We start from the raw sequence: 23,424 nt of genomic DNA on the forward strand, positions 1-23,424 counted from the left end.
ATTGCGCTTAGGCGGAAGCGCCGGTGTAGTCGACCTGCCAGTGCTTGATTCCGTTGAGCCAACCCGACATCAGACGTTCGGGTTCACCAAGTGGTTTGAGATCGGGCATGTTGTCGGCGACCGCATTGAAGATGAGGTTAATCGTCATGCGGGCGAGATTGGCGCCGATGCAGAAATGCGCTCCGGTACCGCCGAACCCGACGTGCGGGTTCGGGTCCCGAAGGATGTTGAAGGAGAAGGGGTCTTCGAAGACCTCCTCGTCGAAGTTGGCCGAGCGATACGACATCACCACTCGCTCGCCCTTCTTGATCGGCACACCCGCCAACTCCGTGTCCTCGAGCGCGGTGCGCTGGAACGCTGACACCGGAGTCGCCCAGCGGATGATCTCATCGGCTGCGGTCTCGGGACGTTCCTTCTTGTACAGCTCCCACTGATCGGGATTTGCGGCGAACGCGATCATGCCGTGGGTGATCGAGTTGCGCGTGGTCTCGTTACCGGCCACCGCGAGCATCACGACGAAGAAGCCGAACTCGTCGTCGGAAAGCTTCTCGCCGTCGATATCCGCTTCGATCAACTTCGTGACGATGTCCTCGGTGGGGTTCTTCGCGCGCTCCTCGGCCATCTTCATGGCGTAGGTGATCAGCTCGAACGAGGACATCGCCGGGTCGACGTCGGCGTATTCCGGGTCCTCACCGGCGGTCATCTCGTTGGACCAGCGGAACAGTTTGTCGCGATCCTCCTGGGGCACGCCCAGCAACCCGGCGATCGCCTGCAGCGGCAACTCGCAGCTGACCTGCTCGACGAAGTCGCCGCTGCCGTTCGCGGCGGCTTCCTTCACGATGCTCTGCGCGCGCTGATCGAGCTCGTCCTTCAGACGAGCGACCACCCGCGGGGTGAAACCACGCGAGATGATCTTGCGCAGCCGAGTGTGTTGCGGCGCATCCATGTTCAGCAGGACGGCCTTCTGCAGATCGATCGCGCTTCGCTCCATGCCCTGCGGCCAGGTCGGGATCGCGCCATCGGGCGAGCTGCCGAAGACATCGCTGCGCTTCGACACATCCTTGACGTCGGCGTGCTTCGTGACGATCCAATAGCCCTTGTCGCCGAATCCCCCAGTGCCGCCGGGCACATCAACCCAGTGCACCGGCTCCGCCTTGCGAAGCTCGGCAAGCTCGGCGACAGGAAGCCGCTCGAGGTTGAGGTTGGCGTCCAGGAAATCGAAATCGTCAGGCACATTCGAGCGGCCCATAGTCATGTCCTCCAACAGGTGTCGCACCGATTCGCATATCGCTGAACGGCGCCGGTTACAACGTGGTCTAGTTCAGTTTCTGACCGGCTTTGTGACCATTGAAACACGGCTCCTTCGCAGATCAAAGGGACGCCCAGGTCAGCACTGCCATCCTCGCTTGTCAGAGTAATGAAACGTGTTCTAGCCTGACCTCATGGGTAATCCTGTCATCGTCGAAGCCACCCGCAGCCCCATCGGTAAGAGGGGCGGTTGGCTGTCCGGTCTGCACGCGACCGAATTGTTGGGCGCCGTCCAGAAGGCCGTGATCGACAAGGCCGGTGTCGACGCAGGAGAGGTCGAGCAGGTCATCGGCGGTTGCGTCACGCAGTACGGCGAGCAGTCCAACAACATCACCCGGGTGGCGTGGCTGACGGCGGGATTGCCCGAGCAGATCGGTGCCACCACCGTCGACTGCCAGTGCGGCAGCGCGCAGCAAGCCAACCACCTCATCGCCGGGCTCATTGCCTCCGGCGCCATCGACGTCGGCATCGCCTGTGGCATCGAGGCGATGAGCCGCGTGGGTCTCGGCGCCAACGCCGGGCCGGACCGTTCGCTGATCCGCGCCGCATCGTGGGATATCGACATGCCCGATCAGTTCACCGCCGCCGAGCGCATTGCCAAGCGCCGCGGCCTCACTCGCGAAGATCTCGACCACCTCGGGTTCCTCTCGCAGCAACGAGCCAAGCGCGCCTGGGACGAGAACCGCTTCGACCGCGAGATCTCGCCGATCGAGGCGCCGGTGATCGACGAGAACAAGCAGCCCACCGCGGAGCGCCACATGGTCAGCCGCGACCAGGGACTGCGCGACACCACGATGGAGGGCCTGGCCGGGCTCCGGCCGGTGATGGAAGGCGCCATCCATACCGCGGGCACCTCGTCGCAGATCTCCGACGGCGCCGCGGCGGTGCTGTGGATGGACGAAGACAAGGCCCGCGCGCTGGGACTGAAGCCCCGCGCCCGCATCATCAGCCAAGCCCTCGTCGGCTCCGAGACCTACTACCACCTCGACGGCCCGGTGCAGTCCACCCAACGGGTGCTGGACAAGGCCGGCATGAAGCTGGGCGATATCGACCTGGTCGAGATCAACGAGGCGTTCGCGTCGGTCGTGCTGAGCTGGGCCCAGGTCCACGAAGCCGATATGGAGAAGGTCAACGTCAACGGCGGCGCCATCGCCCTGGGCCACCCGGTCGGTAGCACCGGCAGCCGGTTGATCACCACGGCGCTGCACGAGTTGGAGCGCACCGACCAGAGCACCGCGCTGATCACCATGTGTGCCGGCGGCGCGCTGTCGACCGGCACGATCATCGAGCGGATCTAGTGCCCGCAACCGACGAAGAGCGGATCGCGGCGGCGCGCGCCTATATCGAGGCGCTGGCCAGTCATCAGGCCGACGATGTGCCGTTCGCGCCGGGCTGCACTCGCATCGAATTCGGGATCAAGACCGGGTTCTCCGGAGATCAGTTGCGCCGCGACCTCAATCGCGCTCCGCAGTACAAGGTCATCAAGGAGATCACCGAACCGCAGTTCAGCGTGAACGGCGACGAGGTCCGCGCCCAGTTCGAGCTCGTCACCAAGCCGAGGCTGGCGGGACGGCGAGTCGCCGCGCGCATCGACGAGACGTTCCTGATTCCGGTCGCTGATGGCAAGATCCATCACATCCACGCGCGCGTCCGCCCGTTCATCAAGCGCTAACTCACGCCACGCACCAGGAGTGCCGACATGTCCACCAAGCCTGCCCCCAAGTCGCTGAACTCGCCGACCACCAAATTCATCATCAAGTGGATGTCGCGGGCGCAGACCTTCTTGTACAAGCGCAGCGGCGGCAAGGTCGCCGGCAGTTTCCTGCAGGGCGCACCGGTGGCGTTGTTGACCACGACCGGTCGCAAGACCGGTGAGCCGCGGGTGAGCCCGCTGCTGTTCCTGCGCGAAGGTGACCGCGTGGTGCTGGTCGCCTCGCAGGGCGGCGCCGCCAAGCACCCGATGTGGTACCTCAACCTCAAGGCCGACCCGAAGATCACCGTCCAGATCAAGGACGAGATCCTGTACCTGACCGCCCGTGACGCAACCGAAGAGGAGCGCGCCGAGTACTGGCCGAAGCTGGTCGAGATGTACTCGAGCTTCGAGGATTACAAGGCCTGGACCGACCGGGTCATCCCCATCGTGATTTGCGATCCGTAAAGCTGGGCAATTCATTGGCGTGAGCCAACGGTCCCACCCCATCCGCAATTCGGTCTTCCTCAAGAAGGCAATGAAGGCCTTCGCTCGCGCGCACATCGCGGTGTATCGCCGGACGAACGGCAGATGGGGTGCCAAGCTCCTGTGGTTTCCCGCCGCACTCGTGACGACGACGGGGCGCAAGTCCGGCGAGCCGCGCATCACCGCGACGCTGTATGTGCAGGACGGCGAGCGCGTGGTGTTGCCGGCGTCCTATGGCGGACGCAGTAGCAATCCCGCGTGGTATCTCAATCTGAAGGCCGACCCGAAGGTGCGGGTTCAGGTGCGCGACAACGTGCGGGATATGACCGCGCGCGACGCCACCGACGACGAGCGACGGCTTTATTGGCGCAAGCTCACGCGAATCTACCCGCCGTACAAGGGGTATCAAGAGGCGGCGGATCGCCGGATCCCGCTGGTGGTGTGCGAGCCGATCTGAGCTAGGCGCCGAAGACCGGAAGCGGGGTGCGCGACTTGGCGATCAGGTCGCTGACCACCGGGCCGAGCTCGGCGGGATCCCAACGGGCACCCTTGTCGATGGTCCCGCCACGGTTCCAGCCCTCGGCGACGCGGATGATGCCGCCCTCGACCTCGAACACCTGACCGGTGACATCCTTGGACTGCACGCTGCCCAGCCACACCACCAGCGGCGAGACGTTCTCGGGCGCCATGGCGTCGAAATCGCTGTCCTGCGTGGCCATCATGTCCGCGAACACGGTCTCGGTCATCCGGGTGCGGGCCGACGGCGCGATCGCGTTGACGGTGACGCCGAAGCGGCCCATCTCAGCTGCGGCCACCAGGGTCAGCGCGGCGATACCCGCCTTCGACGCGCTGTAGGTCGCCTGCCCGACGCTGCCCTGCAGGCCGGCACCGGAGCTGGTGTTGATGATGCGGGCGTCGACGGCATTGCCCGCCTTGGACTGCGCGCGCCAGTACGCTCCGGCGTGCTTCATGGTGGCGAAGTGTCCCTTGAGGTGCACCGCGGTGACGGCATCGAACTCGTCTTCGGTGGCGTTGACGAACATCCGGTCCCGCACGATGCCGGCGTTGTTCACCAGAACGTCGAGCCCACCGAACGAATCGACGGCGGTCTGGATCAGCGCCTCGGCCTGCGCCCAGTCCGCGACGTTGGAACCATTGGCGACGGCTTCCCCACCGGCGGCGACGATTTCGTCGACAACACCCTGGGCCGCGCTACCGCCGCCGGCGGGCGAACCGTCCAGGCCGACGCCGATGTCGTTGACCACCACGCGCGCGCCCTCAGCCGCGAAGGCGAGCGCGTGCGCCCGCCCGATGCCGCCGCCAGCGCCCGTCACGATGACCACGCGACCGTCGAGAAGTGCCATTGAAGATGTCTCCTTATTTGATGTCGGCAGTGGTGGTCGACAGGTAGTGCGGCGGTTCCCCGCCACCGTGCACCTCGAGTGACGCACCACTGATGTAGGACGCCGCGGGAGAGGCGAGAAATGCTGTGGCCCAACCGATATCCTCGGGTTTGGCCAGCCTGCCCAGCGGCACGTTCTTGGAAATCGCGGCGATCGAATCGGCGTCACCGTAGAAGAGTTCGGATTGCTCGGTCTCGACCATGCCGACGACGACGGAGTTGACCCGCACCTTGGGTGCCCATTCCACGGCGAGCGTGGTGGTCATGTTCTCCATGCCGGCCTTGGCCGCCCCGTACGCGACGGTGCCCGGTGTGGGCCGCCTGCCGCTGACGCTGGTGATGTTGATGATCGAGCCACCGGAGTCCTGGTTCTGCATCACGGCGTTGGCGTGTTGCGAAACCGACAGCGCACCAAGCAGGTTGAGCTCCACGATCCTGAGGCTGAACTTCGCCGACGCATCGGCGGCCAGAACATAAGGTGAGCCGCCGGCGTTGTTCACCACGACGTCGAGGCGACCGTGCTCGGCGACGATCCCGTCGATGAGGGCCTTGACGGCCTCGTCGTCGCGGATATCGCAGGCGCGGAACTCGTACGGCGATCCTTCGACCGGCCGCCGGGCGCAGGTGATGACGGTCGCACCCTGGGCCGCGAAGACGGCGCTGATCCCCGCGCCGACACCTCGCACACCACCGGTCACGAGGACGACCCGACCACTCAATTGCAGATTGATACCCGTGTCAGCGGCGTCGGTCACTGTGCTAGCGTACCAAGCAAGTGCTTGCTTAGGTATCCACCCCATCCAGGAAGTGGCTCAGGTATCCCGATGACCATCACGTCCAAGACCGTCGAGCCGGGCATTGTCGCCGTCACGGTGGACTATCCGCCCGTCAATGCCATTCCCTCCCGCGGCTGGTTCGAACTCGGCGACGCCATCACCGCGGCGGGCCGCGACATGAGCACCCACGTGGTGATCCTTCGCGCCGAGGGCCGCGGCTTCAACGCCGGCGTCGACATCAAGGAGATGCAGAACACCGAGGGCTTCACCGCCCTGATCGACGCCAACCGCGGGTGCTTCCACGCGTTCCGCGCGGTGTACGAGTGCGAGGTTCCCGTCGTGGCCGCGGTCAACGGATTCTGCGTCGGCGGCGGTATCGGTCTGGTCGGCAATGCCGACGTGATCGTCGCCTCGGACGATGCGAAGTTCGGCCTGCCCGAGGTAGAGCGCGGCGCCCTCGGCGCGGCCACCCACCTGTCGCGACTGGTGCCCCAGCACATGATGCGCCGGCTGTTCTTCACCGCCGCGACCGTGAGTGCGGAGACTCTGCACCACTTCGGTTCGGTGCACGAGGTGGTACCGCGCGCCGATCTCGACGAGGCCGCACTGCGCGTCGCCCGCGACATCGCATCCAAGGACACCCGGGTGATCCGGGCCGCCAAGGAGGCGCTGAACTTCATCGACATCCAGCCGGTCAACGCGAGATACCGAATGGAGCAGGGCTTCACGTTCGAACTGAACCTTGCCGGCGTCTCCGATGAGCACCGCGACGCGTTCGCCGGCACCGACAAGGGGTCGAAATAATGTCTGATAAGAGAACGACTCTCGATGAGGCCGTCTCGGTCGTCGAGAGCGGCATGACGATCGGTATCGGCGGCTGGGGCTCCCGACGCAAGCCGATGGCCTTCATCCGGGCGCTGCTGCGCACCGACGTCACCGACCTGACCGTTGTCACCTACGGCGGCCCCGATCTGGGCCTGCTGTGCTCGGCGGGCAAGGTCAAGCGCGTCTACTACGGCTTCGTGTCGCTGGATTCGCCACCGTTCTACGATCCGTGGTTCGCCAAGGCCCGCACCACCGGCGCGATCGAATCGCGCGAGATGGACGAGGGCATGCTGCGCTGCGGGCTGCAGGCAGCAGCGCAGCGGCTGCCATTCCTGCCAATCCGAGCCGGCTTGGGCAGCGACGTGCGGGCGTTCTGGGGTGACGAGCTCAAGACCGTCAAGTCCCCCTATCCCACCGGCGACGGCTACGAAGAGCTCGTCGCCATGCCCGCGCTGAACCTGGACGTCGCGTTCGCACACCTGAACCTCGGTGACGCACAAGGCAATGCCGCCTACACCGGGATCGACCCGTACTTCGACGACCTGTTCCTGATGTCGGCGCAGAAGCGTCTACTGTCGGTGGAGAAGGTGGTGTCCACCGAAGAACTGGTGAAATCTGTTCCGCCCCAGGCCCTGCTGATCAACCGGATGATGGTCGACAAGGTCGTCGAGGCACCGGGCGGCGCGCACTTCACCACCGCCGAGCCCGACTACCGCCGCGACGAGAAGTTCCAGCGGCACTACGCCGAGGCCGCCGCATCCGACGAGACCTGGGCCGAGTTCGTCTCGACCTACCTGTCCGGCAGCGAAGCCGACTACCAAGCCGCCGTGCGCAAGTTCAAGGAGGAGCAAGCATGATCTCCGCAACCCGCGCCGAGGTGTGCGCCGTCGCCTGCGCCGAATTATTCCGCGACGCAGGCGAAATCATGGTCAGCCCGATGGCCAACATGGTGTCGATCGGCGCCCGATTGGCCCGCCTGACCTTCTCCCCCGACATCCTGCTGACCGACGGCGAGGCCCGCATTCTCGCCGACACCCCGGCGATGGGCGCCACCGGAGCGATCGAGGGCTGGATGCCGTTCGGCCGCGTCTTCGAGACGCTGTCCTGGGGTCGACGCCACGTGGTGATGGGCGCCAACCAGATCGACCGCTACGGCAACCAGAACCTGTCGGCGTTCGGCCCGCTACAGCACCCGACGCGCCAGATGTTCGGCGTGCGCGGCGCACCGGGCAACAGCATCAACCACGCCACCAGCTACTGGGTCGGCAACCACTCCAAGCGGGTGTTCGGCGAGTCCGTCGACATCGTCTCCGGAATCGGCTGGGACAAAATCGATCCGAACAACCCGGCCTACCGCTTCGTCAATGTCTTTCGCGTGGTGAGCAACCTCGGCGTCTTCGACTTCAACGGGCCCGACCACCAGATGCGCGCGGTCTCGCTGCATCCGGGCGTCACCGCCGACGAGGTCGCCGAGAACACCTCCTTCGAGGTGCACGGCCTTGGGGAGGCCGAGACCAGCCGCCTGCCCTCCGCCGAGGAGCAGAAGCTGCTACAAGAGGTCATCGATCCGAAGAACCTGCGGGACAAAGAGGTTCGATGAGTCACATCAAGACCCCGCTGACCGAGCTGATCGGCATCGAGCATCCCGTCGTGCAGACCGGGATGGGCTGGGTCGCCGGTGCGCGGCTGGTGTCGGCCACGTCCAACGCGGGCGGCCTGGGCATCCTGGCTTCGGCGACCATGACGATCGACGAGCTCGCGACCGCCATCAAGAAGGTCAAGGCCGCCACGGACAAGCCGTTCGGGGTCAACATCAGAGCCGACGGCGCCGACGCTCCCGATCGTGTCGACCTGATGATCCGCGAAGGGGTCAAGGTCGCCTCGTTCGCGCTGGCTCCCAAGCAGGAGCTGATCGCGAAGCTCAAAGAGGCCGGCTCCGTGGTGATTCCGTCGGTCGGCGCGGCCAAGCATGCACGCAAGGTGGCGAGCTGGGGCGCCGACGCCGTGATCGTGCAGGGTGGTGAGGGCGGCGGCCATACCGGTCCGGTCGCCACCACGCTGCTGCTGCCCTCGGTCCTCGACGCGGTGGACATCCCGGTGATCGCCGCCGGCGGCTTCTTCGACGGACGCGGCCTGGCCGCGGCACTGTCGTACGGCGCGGCGGGCGTGGCGATGGGCACCCGATTCCTGCTGACGTCGGATTCGACTGTGCCCGAAGAGGTCAAGCAGCGGTACCTGACGGCCGCTCTCGACGGCACCGTGGTGTCCACGCGCGTGGACGGCATGCCGCACCGCGTCCTGCGCACTGAGCTGGTGGAGAAGCTCGAAAGCGGCTCACCGATCCGTGGTTTCACCGCGGCGGTGCGCAACGCGGCCAAGTTCAAGAAGATGTCGCAGATGACCTGGACCGGGATGATCCGCGACGGCTTGGCGATGCGCCACGGTAAGGACCTCACCTGGTCGCAGGTGCTGATGGCCGCCAATACCCCGATGCTGTTGAAGGCCGGATTGGTCGAGGGCAACACTGAAGCGGGTGTGCTGGCCTCCGGGCAGGTCGCCGGGATCATCGAGAGCCTGCCGTCGTGCGCCGAGCTGGTCCCGGCGATCGTTGCCGACGCCGTCACACATCTGCAGGCCGCCGCGGCGTTCATCGAGTAAAGCTATTTGCTTCATTTTTAAGAAATGAAGCTATACTCTTCAAATGGCGGGAGTGAAGCGTACCGCTTCATCGGTACGCGCGGCGCTGATCGGCGACGTTGTCGGGTCACGGCACGCGTCCGACCGCGGTCGGCTGCATCGCCGGATCACGGCGATACTGGCCGGCACTCCCCTGGCATTCACCGTCGGCGACGAGTTCCAGGGCAGCTACCCGACGGTCGGCGCCGCGATCGACGCCGCCCTCACCGTGCGATTGGCTCTGGCTCCCGATATCGATGTGCGGTTCGGGATCGGCTGGGGCGAGGTGACCGTGCTCGACGCGGGCACCGGTATCCAGGACGGCCCAGGCTGGTGGTCGGCGCGCGACGCCATCGAATGGACGGCGACGGCCCAACAACAGCCCGCACTGGCCGCAGTGCGCACGGCCTACCGCCGCCACGGCGACACCGGGCCGGATCCCGACGCCGTCAACGCCGCGCTTTTGTGTCGGGACCACCTGCTTGGATCGGTAGATGCCCGGTCCCTGCGACTGCTGCGGGGGCTTGTCGAGCACAAGACGAAGAAGGAACTGGCAGCCATGGAAGGCATCAGCGCATCAGCGGTGTCGCAGCGGACCGCGCGCGACGGGCTGGATCTGCTGGTGCTGGCGTCCGAACAGTTGCGGGCAGTTCAGTGAGTGGCGTTGCCGTGCTGCTGATCGCCATCGGTTGCGCCGACATCGTTCGGCGGTTGACGACTCGTCGCTGGCCGGCCGTCCTCACCGGACCGCTGGTCGCGGTGACGGTCGCCGCGCTGTGCGGGCTGTGGCATCTCGGCGACCTGCTTCTGGTCGGTATCGCCGTGGTGGCCAGCGTTGCGTGGCAGCTGTCATGCAACCACGCCGAGCGGGTGGGCGGTCGCAGGCAGGCCATGCCCTTGGTGCTGTTCGCCGCCGTCCTTGCGGCGCTGATCGCGCTGTCCGGATTCGGTTCGCCGGTGGCCGGGCCAGTCAAGGCGTGGGCGGGCTGGGCCTCGGTGACCGGTCTCGAATCCGCCGATCCGACCCGAATCATGTTGGTGGGCGGGGTGATTCTGTTGCAATTGATGACGGGCAATCAGCTGGTCAGGCTGCTGCTCGGATCGGTGGGCTCGATCCGGCCGGCCGATGAGCCCCAGCCGTCGGATCGCCTCAAGGGCGGGCGGCTGCTCGGCCCGATGGAGCGGCTGCTGATTCTAGGGCTGGCCCTGGCCGGGCAACTGGCCGCGGCGACCGCGGTGGTGGCGGCCAAGAGCATCATCCGGTTCCCGGAGATCAACGCCCAAAGAGCCCGGGAGAACGGCGGTATCGGGATCGACGACGTCACCGAGTACTTCTTGGTGGGCAGCTTCGCGAGTTGGATCGTCGCGCTCGGCGGGCTCGCGCTGACCGCCGCGGGCTAGCTTGCCCGAATCGTCGTCGCGGGACGGCGTCGAGTCATAACGTTGTGCACCATGAAAATGAATGCCGCCATCCTGTGGGAGTACGGGCAAGACTGGAACGTCGAGGAAGTCGAGCTCGATCCGCCGCAGGACGGCGAGGTGCTCGTCTCGTTCGAAGCCACCGGGCTGTGCCATTCCGATCACCACATCCGTGACGGCGATCTGGTCGCACCCATTCCGTTGATCGGCGGCCACGAAGGCGCGGGCGTCGTCCTCGAGGTCGGCCCGGGGGTTCGGGACCTGAAAGTCGGTGACCACATCGTGGCCGCGTTCCTGCCCGCCTGCGGACGCTGCCGCTGGTGCGCGACGGGTAAGTCGAACCTGTGCGATATGGGTGCCGAGATCCTCACTGGCCTGCAACCCGATGGCACCTTCCGGCGCCACGCCCGCGGCCAAGACATCTTCGCCGCAATCGGTTTGGGCACCTTCGCCCCGTATGGCACGGTGCCGGAGGCGTCGCTGGTGAAGATCGACGAGGACATTCCGCTGACCCGGGCGTGCCTGCTCGGGTGTGGCGTCACCACCGGCTGGGGCTCGGCGGTCAACACCGCCGACGTGCGGCCCGGCGACACCGTGGTGGTGATCGGCTGTGGTGGTATCGGTAGTGGCGCCATCCAGGGCGCGCGGCTGGCCGGCGCGGAGAAGATCGTCGTGATCGACATCGTGGAGAGCAAGCGGGACAAGGCATTTCTGTTCGGCGCCACGCACTTCGCGACCTCGATCGAGGAAGGGACCGAGCTGGTCCGTGAGCTGACCAAGGGCGTGATGGCCGACTCCGCACTATTGACCGTCGGGCTCGTCAAAGGCGAGATGATCAATCAGGCGCTCGAACTGGTCAGCAAGGGCGGCACCGTGGTGCTGACCGCATTGGCGGCGATGACCGACGTGACGCCGGTGCTGCCGATGACGATGTTCACGCTCTTCCAAAAGCGGTTGCTCGGCAGCCTCTACGGACAGGCGAATCCGCGCGCCGACATCCCCAAGCTGCTCAGCCTCTACCGCGAGGGCAAGCTACTGCTCGACGAGACCGTCACCCACGAATACAAGCTGGGCGAGATCAACAACGCCTACGACGACATGCTCGCCGGCCGCAACATCCGTGGCGTGGTCCTCCACGAGCACTGACGCGCGGCCGACGAGCAGGTGAAAGTCGTTAGAGCCGTTCGATGATCGTGACGTTGGCGGTGCCGCCACCCTCACACATCGTCTGCAGGCCGTAGCGGCCGCCGCGACGCTCGAGCTCGTTGAGCATGGTGGCGAACAGCTTGGCACCGGTGGCGCCGAGCGGGTGGCCGAGCGCGATCGCGCCCCCGTTGGGGTTGACCTTCTCCGGGTCGGCCTTGGTCTCCTTGAGCCAGGCCATCACCACCGGCGCGAACGCCTCGTTGATCTCGACGACGTCGATGTCGTCGATCGTGAGGCCGGCCTTGTCGAGTGCGTACTTCGTCGCCGGGATCGGGCCGGTGAGCATGAACACCGGGTCGGCACCGCGGGCGCTGATGTGGTGAATGCGGGCGCGCGGGGTCAGCTTGTGGTCCTTGACGGCCTGCTCGCTGGCGAGCAGCACCGCGCTGGCGCCGTCGGAGATCTGGCTGGCCATCGCGGCGGTCAGCCGGCCACCCTCACGCAGCGTCTTGAGGCTGGCCAGCTTCTCCAGGGTCGACTCACGTGGTCCTTCATCGGTGCGGAACTCGCCGACCGGGATGATCTCGTTCTCGAAGTTGCCGGCGCGGATGGCGGCGAAGGCCTTGTCGTGACTGCCCTTGGAGAATTCCTCCATCTCCTCGCGGGACAGACCCCACTTCTCGGCGATCATCTCGGCGCCACGGAACTGGGAGACCTCCTGATCGCCGTAGCGGTGCAGCCAGTTCTCCGATTCGTTGGTCGGCGACGTGAAGCCGAACTGCTCGGCGACGGTCATCGCCGACGAGATCGGGATGCGGCTCATGTTCTGCATGCCGGCGGCCAGGATCAGGTCGGCGGTACCGGACATGATCGCCTGTGCGCCAAAGGAAATCGCCTGCTGGCTCGAACCGCACTGGCGGTCGACGGTGACACCGGGCACCTCTTCGGGGAATCCGGCGGCCAGCCAGGTGTTGCGGGCGATGTTGCCGGCCTGCGGCCCGATGGTGTCCAAGCATCCGGCCACCACGTCATCGACGGCGCCCGGGTCGACGTCGACCCGATCGAAGATGCCGCGGTACGCCGCCACACCGAGGTCGATGGGGTGGACGGGGGCGAGCGATCCGTTTCGCTTGCCGACCGCGGTGCGTACGGCGTCGATGACGTATGCCTGTGATGCGGGGGCCATGTCGATCTCCTTGTCAGTTGTTGGGCGCGGCTATGCCGCCCAGGACTATGGCGAGGTATTGCCTGCCGACTTCCTCGGCTGTCAGCGGTCCACCTGGTTGATACCAACGCACGGACACCCACGTCGTATCCCGGATGAACCGGTACACCACGTCGACGTCGATATCGGGGCGGAAGTACCCCTGCTTGACACCCTCGTTGAGCAGGTCAAGCCACATCTTGCGTTGCTCTTTATTGCGAGCATCGACGAATTCGAACTGCGGCAGCGACGACAGCCGCTTGGCCTCGTCCTGGTAGATCACCACCTGCGCGTGCCGGTGCTCGATCGCGTCGAACGACGCCATGAACAAACCCTTGAGTCGTTCGAGCGGGTTGGGCTCGGTGGCGATGACCTGCTGATAGCGGTCGAACAGCCAGTCCAGGAAATCCCGCAGGACCTCCTCGACCATCTGCTCCTTGCTCTTGAAGTGGTGATACAGGCTGCCGGACAGAATGCCCGCCGAGTCGGCGATATCGCGCACGGTGGTCGCGCGCAGACCGCGTTCGGCGAACATCGTCGCGGCGAGCACGAGAAGCTCGTCGCGGCGACTGACCGGCTGCTCTGTCACGCTCGCTGGCTCGATACCGAAATGACTTCGCCGGTAAGGTAACTCGAGTAATCACTGGCCAGGAAGGCGATGGTGGCCGCCACCTCCCACGGCTCAGCCGCGCGCCCGAACGCCTCGCCCTCGGACAGCCGGTCGAGCAGGTCGGTGGAACTGACCTTCTCCAGGAATTTGTGCCGCGCGATGCTCGGCGAGACCGCGTTGATGCGAACCCCCTGTTCGACGGCTTCGATTGCACTGCAACGGGTCAGCGCCATCACGCCGGCCTTGGCCGCCGCGTAATGGGACTGGGAATGCTGCGCCCGCCAGCCCAGGACGCTGGCGTTGTTGACGATCACGCCGCCGTGGCCGGCGTCGCGGAAGTAGCGCAGCGCGGCGCGGGTCGCCCGCATCACCGACGTCAGCGTCACGTTGAGAACGCGGTCCCAGTCTTCGTCGGTCATGTCGATGACGGGGGTCTCGCCACCGAGTCCGGCGTTGTTCACCAGGACGTCCAGGCGGCCCATGCGGGCGGTCGTGGATGCGATCAGCGCATCGACCTGAGCGGTGGAGGTGACATCGCACACCACGGCCTCAACCCGGCCGAGTCCCAATTCGGCCAACTGGTCCCGGGTTTCGCCGAGCCGGCGTTCGTGGTGATCGGAGACGACGACGTCGGCACCTTCGAGCAGCGCGCGCCGCGCTGTCGCCGAGCCGATGCCGGTGCCCGCGGCCGCGGTGATCACCACGACCTTGCCAGTCAGCAGACCGTGGCCCTCAACCTCTGCGGGGACCTCCGACAATGACGCCACTAGCCCTTCACCTCTCGGGGTAGGCCGAGCACCCGCTCGGCGATGATGTTGCGCTGGATCTCGTTGGAGCCGCCGTAGATCGTGTCAGAGCGCGAGAACAGGAACAGCCGCTGCCACTCGTCGAAATCGCCGTCGGTGATCAGCAGGCCCGAGCGGCCCTTGATATCCATGGCCAGCTCGCCCAGATCACGATGCCAGTTGGCCCACAACAGCTTTGAGACGTTATCTTGACCGGGCTGCTCGACGTCCATCGTCGCCAGCGCATACGACCGCATGGTCTGCAGACCCGCCCACGACCGCGCGAGGCGCTCACGGATCAGTGGGTCGTCGATCGCGCCGGTGCTCTTGGCCAGCTCGGCGATCCCGGAAAGTTCACGGGCATAACGAATCTGCTGGCCGAGCGTAGACACCCCACGCTCAAAGGTCAGCAATCCCATCGCGACCCGCCAGCCGTCGCCAGGCTCGCCGACCACCAGGTCGGCGTCGGTACGGGCGTCGGTGAAGAAGACCTCGTTGAATTCCGAGTCGCCGGTCAGCTGGATGATCGGGCGGATCTCCACGCCGGGCTGATCAAGTGGCACGAGCAGGAACGACAGGCCGGCATGGCGCTTGGAGCCCTTCTCGGTGCGGGCCACCACGAAGCACCATTGCGCCCAGTGCGCCAGCGAGGTCCACACCTTCTGGCCATTGATCACCCACTGGTCGCCGTCGAGGGTGGCCGCGGTGGAGACGTTGGCCAGGTCGCTGCCCGCGCCGGGCTCGGAGTACCCCTGCGACCACAGCTCGGTGACGTCGAGGATCGTGGGCAGGAACCGCTGCTGTTGTTCGGGCGTACCGAACGCGATCAGGGTGGGCCCGAGCAGTTCCTCACCGAAGTGGTTGACCTTGTCGGGGGCGTTGGCCTTCGCGTACTCCTCGTAGAACGCCACCCGGTGGGCAACCGACAAACCGCGGCCGCCGTGCTCGACCGGCCAGCCCAGACAGGTCAGGCCCGCCGCGGCCAGATGCCGGTTCCATGCGAGACGCTCTTCGAAGGCTTCGTGCTCGCGACCCGGGCCGCCGAGGCCCTTGAGCGCGGCATATTCACCGACGAGATTGTCGGCCAGCCACGCGCGGACCTCCGCCCGGAACTCCTCGACCGTGATCACCCTTGTAGGCTAACCTACCAAGCACTTGCTTTGTTAGCCCGGGCCGATGCGCCGGGTATCAAGCCTTTGAGGAGTCTCGATGACGAGCCAACCGCGCACCACACCTGGGGTGCTGGACCGGATGGCCATTGAGTTCGCCGATCACGACGCCCTGGTCACCGATGACCGCAGCTTCACCTTCGCCGAACTGCGGGACGAGGTGCGCCGCGCCGCGGCGGCCATCATCGGGCTTGGGGTCCAGCCCGGAGACAAGGTCGCAATCTGGTCGCCGAACACCTGGCACTGGGCCATCGCCTGCCTGGCCATCCAGTACGCCGGCGGCGTGATGGTCCCGCTGAACACCCGCTACACCGCGTCGGAGGCCAGCGACATCCTGGCCCGCACAGAGGCGCCGGTGCTGTTCGGGATGGGCCGCTTCCTCGGCGCCGACCGCGTCGCCGAGCTGAATCGCACTGAACTGCCTGCGCTGCGGCACATCGTGCGCATCCCCATCGACGAGCCTGACGGCACCTGGGACGAGTTCCTCGCCGGACCGCGGGCTGAGCCGTCAGAGGTCGACGCCCGCGCGGCGGCCGTGCGACCCGACGACCCGTCCGATGTCCTGTTCACTTCCGGCACCACCGGGCGCAGCAAAGGTGTGCTCTGCGCGCACCGGCAGTCGCTGGCGGCCCCGGCCGCGTGGGCGGAGTGCGGCCAGCTCACGAGTGCCGACCGCTACCTGTGCATCAACCCGTTCTTCCACAACTTCGGCTACAAGGCCGGCATCCTGGCCTGCCTGCAGACCGGCGCCACGCTGATCCCGCAGCTCACCTTCGATCCCGAACAGGCCATGCGGGTGATCGCCGAGAAGCGCATCACCGTGGTGCCCGGGCCGCCGACGATCTTCCAGACGCTGCTGGACCATCCGGCGCGCAAGAACTACGACCTGAGCTCGCTGCGCTTCGCGGTGACCGGTGCCGCCACCGTGCCCGTCGTCCTCATCGAACGTATGCAGGCCGAGTTGGACTTCGACATCGTGCTCACCGCATACGGACTCACCGAGGCCAACGGCTTCGGCACCATGTGCCGCGCCGACGACGACGCCGTCACCGTCGCCACCACGTGTGGGCGTCCGATCGCCGACTTCGAGTTGCGCATCGACTCCCCCGATGACACGGGCGCGGGCGAAGTGCTGTTGCGCGGACCCAACGTGATGCTCGGCTACCTCGACGATGCGGCAGCCACAGCGGCGGCGATCGACAGCGACGGCTGGCTGCACACCGGCGATGTCGGCACCGTCGACGCGGCGGGGAATCTGCGCATCACCGACCGGCTCAAGGACATGTACATCTGCGGCGGCTTCAACGTCTACCCCGCCGAGATCGAGCAGGTATTGGCTCGTCTAGAGGGAGTGGCCGATGCCGCCGTGATCGGCGTGCCCGACGAGCGCCTCGGCGAAGTCGGGCGGGCGTTCGTCGTCCGCCGCGAGGGCAGTGACCTCGATGAGCAGGCCGTCATCGACTACACCAAGAAGCACCTGGCCAATTTCAAGACCCCGCGCTCGGTGGTCTTCGTGGCGACCCTGCCACGAAACCCCGGCGGCAAAGTGGTCAAACCCACACTGCGAGAGATGGTTTGATGGATCTGCGCTACGACGACGCCACCGAAGAGTTCCGCAACGAGGTGCGCACGTTCCTGGCGGACAACAAGGACTCGTTCCCGACGAAGTCCTATGACAGCGCCGAAGGTTTCGAGCAGCATCGGGTCTGGGACCGCATCCTGTTCGACGCCGGCCTGTCGGTGGTCACCTGGCCCGAGAAGTACGGCGGCCGCGACGCGACGCTGCTGCAGTGGGTGGCCTACGAAGAGGAGTACTTCCGCGCCGGTGCTCCGGGCCGGGCCAGCGCCAACGGCACCTCGATGCTGGCGCCGACTCTGTTCGCGCACGGCACCGAGGAGCAGCTGGACCGCGTGCTGCCGAAGATGGCCAGCGGCGAAGAGATTTGGGCGCAGGCATGGTCGGAGCCCGAGTCCGGCAGTGATCTGGCGTCGCTGCGCTCGACGGCCACCCAGACCGACGGCGGCTGGCTGCTCAACGGACAGAAGATCTGGAGCAGCCGGGCGGTGTTCGGTCACCGGGCGTTCGGGCTGTTCCGCTCGGACCCGAGCGCCGAGCGTCACAAGGGCCTGACCTACTTCATGTTCGACCTCAAGGCCGACGGCGTGACCGTGCGCCCGATCGCCCAGCTCGGCGGGGATACCGGCTTCGGAGAAGTGTTCCTGGACAACGTGTTCGTGCCGGATGACGATGTCATCGGCGGTGTGCATGACGGCTGGCGCGCCGCGATGAGCACGTCGAGCAACGAGCGCGGCATGTCGCTGCGCAGCCCGGCCCGCTTCCTCGCGCCAGCCGAGCGGCTGGTGTCGGAGTGGCGAGAGCGGGGATCCGATCCGGCGTTCGCCGACCGCGTCGCCGACGCCTGGATCAAGGCACAGGCCTACCGGCTGCATACCTTCGGCACGGTGACCCGCGTCGCTGGCGGTGGTGAGTTGGGTGCGGAGTCGTCGGTGACCAAAGTGTTCTGGTCCGACCTCGACGTCGCACTGCACCAGACCGCATTGGAGCTGCGCGGTGCCGATGCCGAGCTGACCGACGGCTGGACCGACGGCCTGCTGTTCGCTCTCGGCGGCCCGATCTACGCCGGTACCAACGAAATTCAGCGCAATATCATCGCCGAGCGGCTGCTCGGGCTGCCCCGAGAAAGCTCAGCGAGCGCAGGAGCGAAGAAATGAAATTCGCACTCGACGAACAGCAGCGTGACTTCGCGGCAAGTATCGACGCCGCACTGGGCGCCGCCGACGTGCCCGCGGCGGTACGAGCCTGGGCCGAGGGCGACACCACCCCGGCCCGCAAGGTGTGGTCGGCACTGACCGACCTGGGCGTCACCGCCCTGGCGATCGCCGAGAAGTACGACGGCATCGACGCGCATCCTGTCGACCTGGTGGTGGCCCTGGAACGGCTGGGCCGCTGGAACGTTCCCGGTCCGGTCACCGAATCCATTGCGGTGGCACCGATTCTTCTCGCGGACGACGACCGTTCCGCCGCCTTGGCCGCCGGTGAGTTGATTGCCACGGTCGCCTTGCCCCCGGCGGTGCCGCGTGCGGTGAACGCCGACTTCGCGGGGCTGACGCTGCTGGCGCAGGACGGCACGGTCAGCGATGCCACCCTCGGGGACTCGCACGAGTCGGTCGATGCCAGCCGCACACTCTTCGACGTCACCGCCACCGGCGATGCTCGTGACGCCGATGTGGCCCGCGCGTACGAGTTCGGTGCGCTGGCCACCGCCGCCCAGCTGGTCGGCGCGGGCCAGGCGATGCTGGACATGTCGGTCGAATACGCCAAGCAGCGCAGCCAATTCGGCCGCGTCATCGGCAGCTACCAGGCGCTCAAGCACAAGCTCGCCGACGTCCACATCGCCGTCGAGCTGGCCCGTCCGCTCGTCTACGGCGCGGCGCTGTCGCTGGCCGACGGCTCTCCCGACACCGCGCGCGACGTCAGCGCCGCCAAGGCCGCCGCCTCGGACGCCGCACTGCTGGCGGCTCGGTCGTCGCTGCAGACGCACGGCGCCATCGGGTTCACCTCCGAACACGATTTGTCGCTCTGGCTGCTGCGGGTGCAGGCGCTGCATTCGGCATGGGGCGATCCGACCAGCCATCGACGTCGAGTGCTGGAGGCGCTGGCATGACATCAGGTGAAGAACGGCAGATGCTGCGCGACACGGTCGCCGCACTGATCGAGAAGCACGCCTCACCGGAGGCGGTGCGTGCAGCGATGGAATCCGAACGCGGCTACGACGAGTCGCTGTGGGCGAAGCTCTGCGAGCAGGTCGGCGTCGCCGCTCTGGTGGTGCCTGAGGAGCTCGGCGGCGCCGGTGGTGAATTGGCCGATGCGGCAGCGGTTCTCGAGGAGCTCGGTCGCGGACTGGTGCCCACCCCGTTGCTCGGCACCACGCTGACCGAGCTGGCGCTGCTGGCCGCCGACGAGCCCGACACCGACACCCTCGAGGCGCTGGCCGCCGGGGAGGCCGTCGGTGCGGTGGTGTTCGACCCGGGGTACGTGGTCAACGGCGATGTCGCCGACGTGGTGGTCGGGGTCGAGGACGGCACGCTGACCCGTTGGAGTGACGTCACCGCCGAGGCGCTGACGACCATGGACCCGACTCGCCGGCTGGCGCGCCTGTCGGCCGGCTCCACCGCGACGATCGGCACCGATCCGGGCCTGGCCGACACGGCGGCGATCCTGTTGGCCGCCGAGCAGATCGGTGCCGCCGCGCGCTGCCTGGAGCTGACCGTCTCCTACACCAAGGAACGCGTGCAATTCGGCAGGCCGATCGGCAGCTTCCAGGCGCTCAAGCACCGGATGGCCGACCTGTACGTCGCGGTGCAGTCGGCGCGCGCCGTCGTCGGCGATGCGATCGCGCAGCCCACGCCGGTGTCGGCCGCGCTCGCCCGGCTGGCCGCCACCGAGGCGTTCACGAAAGTGACCGGTGAGGCGATCCAGATGCACGGCGGCATCGCGATCACGTGGGAGCACGACATCCAGCTGTATTTCAAGCGCGCACATGGCAGCGCCCAATTGCTGGGCACGACCTCCGATCAACTCCGCCGGCTCGAATCCCAGGTGTTCTAGCCTGACTCAGGTGAACAACCGCGTGGCTCTGCGAGCCGGGATCCCACCGTTCTATGTGATGGACGTGTGGCTGGCCGCCGCCGAACGGCAGCGCACCCATGGCGACCTGGTGAACCTCTCGGCGGGCCAGCCCAGCGTCGGCGCCCCCGAACCGGTGCGGGCGGCGGCAGCAGCGGCACTCGACGCCAACCAGCTGGGGTACACCGTCGCGCTCGGTATCCCGGAGCTGCGTGAGGCGATCGCCGGGTCGTATGCCGACCGCTACGGGCTGGACGTCAGCGCCGACGACGTCGTCGTCACCACCGGATCGTCAGGCGGTTTCCTACTCGCGTTCCTGGCCTGTTTCGACGTCGGCGACCGGGTGGCAATCGCCAGCCCCGGCTACCCCTGCTACCGCAACATCCTGTCGGCATTGGGGTGTGAGGTGGTCGAAATCCCGTGCGGGCCCGAAACGCGCTTCCAGCCGACCGTGCAGATGCTGGCCGAGCTGGACCCACCGGTGCAGGGCGTGATCGTGGCCAGCCCGGCCAATCCGACCGGAACGGTGATCCCGCCGGATGAGCTCGCGGCCATCGCATCGTGGTGCGATGAGACCGGTACCCGGCTGATCAGCGACGAGGTGTATCACGGGCTGGTCTACCCCGGGGCGCCGGACACGTCGTGCGCGTGGCAGACGTCGCGCAATGCCATTGTGGTGAACAGCTTTTCGAAGTACTTCGCGATGACCGGCTGGCGGCTGGGCTGGCTGCTGGTGCCCAAGGAACTGCGCCGCGCCGTGGATTGCCTGACCGGAAACTTCACCATCTGCCCGCCGGTGCTCCCGCAATTCGCGGGCGTTGCGGCGTTCACGCCCGAGGCGATCGCCGAAGCGCAAGGCCATCTGCATCACTACGCTGCCAATCGGGAGACGCTGCTGGCCGGCCTGCGCCAGATCGGTGTCACCCGGCTGGCGCCCACCGACGGGGCGTTCTACGTGTATGCCGACGTCTCGGACTTCACCTCGGATTCGCTGACGTTCTGCGAAAAGCTGTTGGCTGATACCGGATTGGCGATCGCGCCCGGTATCGACTTCGATCCCGTGCGTGGCGGTTCGTTCGTGCGGCTGTCGTTCGCCGGGCCGTCCTCCGATATCGACGAAGCGCTGCGCAGGCTCGGCCCCTGGCTGGCGCATTAGCTCGTCAGCGGGCGCTCCAGCCGCCATCCATCGTGTACGACGCGCCGGTCACCATCGCCGCGGCGGGTGAGGCCAGCCAGCCGACCAGGTCTGCGACTTCCTCGGGCTCGACCAATCGCTTGATTGCGCTTTCACTGAGCAGGATCGTTTCAAGCACTTCCTGCTCGTCGATGCCGTGGGTTCTGGCCTGATCGGCAATCTGCTTGGTCACCAACGGAGTTCGCACGTAACCTGGGTTGACGCAATTGCTGGTGACGCCATGGTGCCCACCCTCCAGCGCGGTGACCTTGGACAGCCCTTCCAGCGCGTGCTTGGCCGTGACATAGGCGACCTTGTACTCCGAGGCACGGATGCCGTGCACCGATGAGATGTTCACGATCCGGCCGAACCCTCGTTTGTACATCGCAGGTAACGCCGCCCGGATCAGCAGGAACGGGGCCTCCACCATCAATGCGAGCAACATCCGAAACTTCTCCGGCGGAAAGTCCACGATCGCGTCGATCACCTGCATTCCCGCGTTGTTGACCACGATGTCGAACTCGAGTCGTAGGTCTTCCAGCGCGGCGACGTCGAGAAGGTCTACTTCCCAACATGTTCCGCTGATCTCACCGGCCAGCGCGTTGGCTCCCGCACCGTCGACGTCGGCTACGGTCACGCGCGCCCCACGCGCGGACAGCTCCCGTGCACACGCCGCGCCGATGCCGCTGGCCGCGCCGGTCACCAGAGCAGTGCGCCCAGACAGTGACCTCATGCCACCGCCGTTGCCGAAGGACCGTGCCGCTGCGTGTCGGCCGCGTCGATGTCGGCAAGGTCGATACCCTTGGTCTCACGGGCGAATGCCAGCGCGATGAGGGTGATCACCGCGGCCGCGGCCAGGTAGATCGCGATCGGCACCGCGGACTTGTAGACACTCAACAGCTTCACCGCGACGATGGGGGCCAACGAGCCTGCGAAGATCGCAGTGACTTGATAGCCAAGGGACACACCGGAATACCGCATCCTGGTCGGGAACATCTCGGCCATCAGCGCCGGCTGCGGGGCATACATCAGCGCGTGGATGACCAGACCGAGAACGATCGAACCCATGATCAACAGGTACTGACCGCTGTTCATCATCGGGAAGGCGAAGAAGCCCCACGCACCGGCACCGACCGCTCCGACCAGGTACACCGGCTTGCGCCCGTAGCGGTCCGACAATCGCCCTGCATAGGGGATGACGACGAAATGGACTGCGTGCGCGACCAATAACCACCACAGAATGTCGCTGGTGTCGGCGTGCACCTGCACCTTGAGATAAGTGATCGAGAATGTGACCACCAGGTAGTACATGATGTTCTCGGCGACACGCAAGCCCATGGCGGTGAAAACCCCACGGGGATAACGCTTGAGCACCTCGACGACGCCGTACGAGCTCGCCTTCATTCGCTCGGCCTCCTGCTGGGCCTCCACGAAGATCGGCGCATCGGTGACCTTGGTCCGGATGTAATAGCCGATCAGCACCACCACCGCCGAGAGCCAGAACCCGACCCGCCAGCCCCAGGACAGGAACGCGGCTTCCGACAGTGTCGCGGTCAGCGTGAGCAGCACCACCGTCGCCAACATGTTGCCCACGGGCACGCCGGCCTGCGGCCAACTCGCCCAGAATCCGCGCTCCCGGTTCGGACTGTGTTCGGCGACCAGGAGCACCGCACCGCCCCATTCCCCGCCCACGGCGAAGCCCTGCAGGAAGCGCAGAATCACCAGCAGCGTCGGCGCCCAATAGCCGATCTGGCCGAACGTCGGCAGGCATCCCATCAAGAACGTCGACGCACCGACCAGCACCAGGCTGAATTGCAGCAGCTTCTTGCGGCCGTACTTGTCACCGAAGTGGCCGAACACGATCCCGCCGAGCGGACGCGCGGCGAAGCCGACCGCGTAGGTGATGAACGCGGCGAGGATGGCGTCGAGGTCGCTGGTGCCCTTGGCAAAGAAGATCTTGTTGAAGACCAGCGTGGCCGCGGTGCCGTAGAGGAAGAACTCGTACCACTCGACGACGGTGCCTGCCATCGAGGCGGCGACTACCTTCTTCAGCCCGCTGACCGTATTGGTCACACTCATCCAGCCCCTCCTCCGTCGACCGTTCCC

At 66.5% G+C, this 23,424-nt stretch carries 25 protein-coding genes; 16 read left to right on the plus strand and 9 right to left on the minus strand.

Annotation, left to right across the window (positions count from 1 at the left end):
- Positions 1-7: 7 nt before the first annotated feature.
- Positions 8-1,249 carry a cytochrome P450 gene (locus EV580_RS12420; RefSeq protein WP_133691478.1) on the minus strand — a complete coding sequence of 414 codons (1,242 nt, stop codon included), beginning with the start codon at positions 1,247-1,249 and terminating at the stop codon, positions 8-10.
- A 193-nt stretch (positions 1,250-1,442) separates the two neighbouring features.
- On the opposite strand from EV580_RS12420, the gene EV580_RS12425 reads away from it, so the two are divergent.
- The 4 genes from EV580_RS12425 (at position 1,443) to EV580_RS12440 (ending at position 3,941) form a co-directional block, all read left to right on the plus strand.
- On the plus strand, positions 1,443-2,606 hold the full coding sequence (locus EV580_RS12425) for a steroid 3-ketoacyl-CoA thiolase (protein ID WP_133691479.1): 1,164 nt from the start codon (positions 1,443-1,445) through the stop codon (positions 2,604-2,606).
- Positions 2,606-2,980 carry a DUF8021 domain-containing protein gene (locus tag EV580_RS12430; RefSeq protein ID WP_133691480.1) on the plus strand — a complete coding sequence of 125 codons (375 nt, stop codon included), beginning with the start codon at positions 2,606-2,608 and terminating at the stop codon, positions 2,978-2,980. The genes EV580_RS12425 and EV580_RS12430 overlap by 1 nt, the downstream gene beginning before the upstream one ends.
- Positions 2,981-3,007: 27 nt before the next feature.
- Entirely contained in the window at positions 3,008-3,466 is a 459-nt protein-coding gene (locus EV580_RS12435) for a nitroreductase family deazaflavin-dependent oxidoreductase (RefSeq protein ID WP_133691481.1), read from the plus strand.
- 70 nt (positions 3,467-3,536) lie between these two features.
- Positions 3,537-3,941: a nitroreductase family deazaflavin-dependent oxidoreductase gene (locus tag EV580_RS12440; protein WP_133692212.1), complete on the plus strand. Its 405-nt coding sequence runs from the start codon at positions 3,537-3,539 to the stop codon at positions 3,939-3,941.
- Position 3,942: 1 nt separating this feature from the next.
- Here the strand turns inward: EV580_RS12440 and EV580_RS12445 are convergent, their stop codons facing one another.
- Entirely contained in the window at positions 3,943-4,848 is a 906-nt protein-coding gene (locus tag EV580_RS12445; protein WP_133691482.1) for an SDR family oxidoreductase, read from the minus strand.
- Between the two features lie 13 nt (positions 4,849-4,861).
- A complete protein-coding gene (locus EV580_RS12450) occupies positions 4,862-5,641 on the minus strand; it encodes an SDR family oxidoreductase (protein ID WP_133691483.1) in 780 nt (259 codons plus the stop codon).
- Positions 5,642-5,710: 69 nt separating this feature from the next.
- On the opposite strand from EV580_RS12450, the gene echA20 reads away from it, so the two are divergent.
- The 7 genes from echA20 to EV580_RS12490 are packed head-to-tail and all read left to right on the plus strand — an operon-like array spanning position 5,711 to position 11,728.
- The gene (gene echA20, locus EV580_RS12460) at positions 5,711-6,466 is read left to right on the plus strand and encodes a (7aS)-7a-methyl-1,5-dioxo-2,3,5,6,7,7a-hexahydro-1H-indene-carboxyl-CoA hydrolase (RefSeq protein ID WP_133691485.1); all 756 of its coding nucleotides are present in this window, start codon (positions 5,711-5,713) and stop codon (positions 6,464-6,466) included.
- A complete protein-coding gene (gene ipdA / locus EV580_RS12465; RefSeq protein WP_133691486.1) occupies positions 6,466-7,344 on the plus strand; it encodes a cholesterol ring-cleaving hydrolase subunit IpdA in 879 nt (292 codons plus the stop codon). The genes echA20 and ipdA overlap by 1 nt, the downstream gene beginning before the upstream one ends.
- On the plus strand, positions 7,341-8,087 hold the full coding sequence (gene ipdB / locus EV580_RS12470; RefSeq protein WP_133691487.1) for a cholesterol ring-cleaving hydrolase subunit IpdB: 747 nt from the start codon (positions 7,341-7,343) through the stop codon (positions 8,085-8,087). The genes ipdA and ipdB overlap by 4 nt, the downstream gene beginning before the upstream one ends.
- Complete coding sequence (gene ipdC, locus EV580_RS12475) at positions 8,084-9,145, plus strand: (3aS,4S,5R,7aS)-5-hydroxy-7a-methyl-1-oxo-octahydro-1H-indene-4-carboxyl-CoA dehydrogenase (RefSeq protein WP_133691488.1); 1,062 nt, start codon at positions 8,084-8,086, stop codon at positions 9,143-9,145. Before ipdB ends, ipdC begins: the two co-directional genes overlap by 4 nt.
- Before the next feature lie 43 nt (positions 9,146-9,188).
- A complete protein-coding gene (locus tag EV580_RS12480) occupies positions 9,189-9,821 on the plus strand; it encodes a SatD family protein (RefSeq protein WP_133691489.1) in 633 nt (210 codons plus the stop codon).
- A complete protein-coding gene (locus EV580_RS12485) occupies positions 9,818-10,564 on the plus strand; it encodes a hypothetical protein (protein ID WP_133691490.1) in 747 nt (248 codons plus the stop codon). The genes EV580_RS12480 and EV580_RS12485 overlap by 4 nt, the downstream gene beginning before the upstream one ends.
- Positions 10,565-10,615: 51 nt before the next feature.
- Positions 10,616-11,728 carry an NDMA-dependent alcohol dehydrogenase gene (locus EV580_RS12490; protein WP_133691491.1) on the plus strand — a complete coding sequence of 371 codons (1,113 nt, stop codon included), beginning with the start codon at positions 10,616-10,618 and terminating at the stop codon, positions 11,726-11,728.
- 28 nt (positions 11,729-11,756) lie between these two features.
- On the opposite strand, the gene fadA6 is transcribed toward EV580_RS12490, so the two are convergent.
- From fadA6 to ipdE1, 4 genes are read right to left on the minus strand one after another with little or no spacing between them, the layout of a single operon-like run.
- Positions 11,757-12,914 carry a steroid 3-ketoacyl-CoA thiolase FadA6 gene (fadA6, locus tag EV580_RS12495; RefSeq protein ID WP_133691492.1) on the minus strand — a complete coding sequence of 386 codons (1,158 nt, stop codon included), beginning with the start codon at positions 12,912-12,914 and terminating at the stop codon, positions 11,757-11,759.
- Positions 12,915-12,927: 13 nt separating this feature from the next.
- Positions 12,928-13,521, minus strand: coding sequence for a TetR family transcriptional regulator KstR2 (kstR2, locus tag EV580_RS12500; RefSeq protein ID WP_133691493.1), 594 nt, complete (start codon positions 13,519-13,521; stop codon positions 12,928-12,930).
- Positions 13,518-14,309, minus strand: coding sequence for a (5R,7aS)-5-hydroxy-7a-methyl-1-oxo-2,3,5,6,7,7a-hexahydro-1H-indene-carboxyl-CoA reductase (ipdF, locus tag EV580_RS12505; RefSeq protein WP_133691494.1), 792 nt, complete (start codon positions 14,307-14,309; stop codon positions 13,518-13,520). Before ipdF ends, kstR2 begins: the two co-directional genes overlap by 4 nt.
- The gene (ipdE1, locus tag EV580_RS12510; RefSeq protein ID WP_133691495.1) at positions 14,309-15,457 is read right to left on the minus strand and encodes an acyl-CoA dehydrogenase IpdE1; all 1,149 of its coding nucleotides are present in this window, start codon (positions 15,455-15,457) and stop codon (positions 14,309-14,311) included. Before ipdE1 ends, ipdF begins: the two co-directional genes overlap by 1 nt.
- A gap of 79 nt (positions 15,458-15,536) precedes the next feature.
- On the opposite strand from ipdE1, the gene fadD3 reads away from it, so the two are divergent.
- From fadD3 to EV580_RS12535, 5 genes are read left to right on the plus strand one after another with little or no spacing between them, the layout of a single operon-like run.
- Positions 15,537-17,075 (plus strand): 3-((3aS,4S,7aS)-7a-methyl-1,5-dioxo-octahydro-1H-inden-4-yl)propanoate--CoA ligase FadD3, encoded by a 1,539-nt coding sequence (gene fadD3, locus EV580_RS12515; protein WP_133691496.1) that lies wholly within the window; start codon positions 15,537-15,539, stop codon positions 17,073-17,075.
- Entirely contained in the window at positions 17,075-18,229 is a 1,155-nt protein-coding gene (locus tag EV580_RS12520) for an acyl-CoA dehydrogenase family protein (protein WP_133691497.1), read from the plus strand. The genes fadD3 and EV580_RS12520 overlap by 1 nt, the downstream gene beginning before the upstream one ends.
- The gene (locus EV580_RS12525) at positions 18,226-19,182 is read left to right on the plus strand and encodes an acyl-CoA dehydrogenase family protein (RefSeq protein ID WP_133691498.1); all 957 of its coding nucleotides are present in this window, start codon (positions 18,226-18,228) and stop codon (positions 19,180-19,182) included. Before EV580_RS12520 ends, EV580_RS12525 begins: the two co-directional genes overlap by 4 nt.
- A complete protein-coding gene (ipdE2, locus tag EV580_RS12530) occupies positions 19,179-20,126 on the plus strand; it encodes an acyl-CoA dehydrogenase IpdE2 (RefSeq protein WP_133691499.1) in 948 nt (315 codons plus the stop codon). The genes EV580_RS12525 and ipdE2 overlap by 4 nt, the downstream gene beginning before the upstream one ends.
- A gap of 10 nt (positions 20,127-20,136) precedes the next feature.
- Entirely contained in the window at positions 20,137-21,300 is a 1,164-nt protein-coding gene (locus EV580_RS12535) for a pyridoxal phosphate-dependent aminotransferase (protein WP_133691500.1), read from the plus strand.
- Positions 21,301-21,304: 4 nt separating this feature from the next.
- On the opposite strand, the gene EV580_RS12540 is transcribed toward EV580_RS12535, so the two are convergent.
- On the minus strand, positions 21,305-22,051 hold the full coding sequence (locus EV580_RS12540; RefSeq protein WP_133691501.1) for a 3-hydroxybutyrate dehydrogenase: 747 nt from the start codon (positions 22,049-22,051) through the stop codon (positions 21,305-21,307).
- Positions 22,048-23,397, minus strand: a complete 1,350-nt coding sequence (locus EV580_RS12545; RefSeq protein WP_133691502.1) for an MFS transporter — start codon at positions 23,395-23,397, stop codon at positions 22,048-22,050. Before EV580_RS12545 ends, EV580_RS12540 begins: the two co-directional genes overlap by 4 nt.
- Between the last annotated feature and the right edge of the window lie 27 nt (positions 23,398-23,424).

Source organism: Mycobacterium sp. BK086 (assembly GCA_004362315.1).
Taxonomy (GTDB): domain Bacteria; phylum Actinomycetota; class Actinomycetes; order Mycobacteriales; family Mycobacteriaceae; genus Mycobacterium.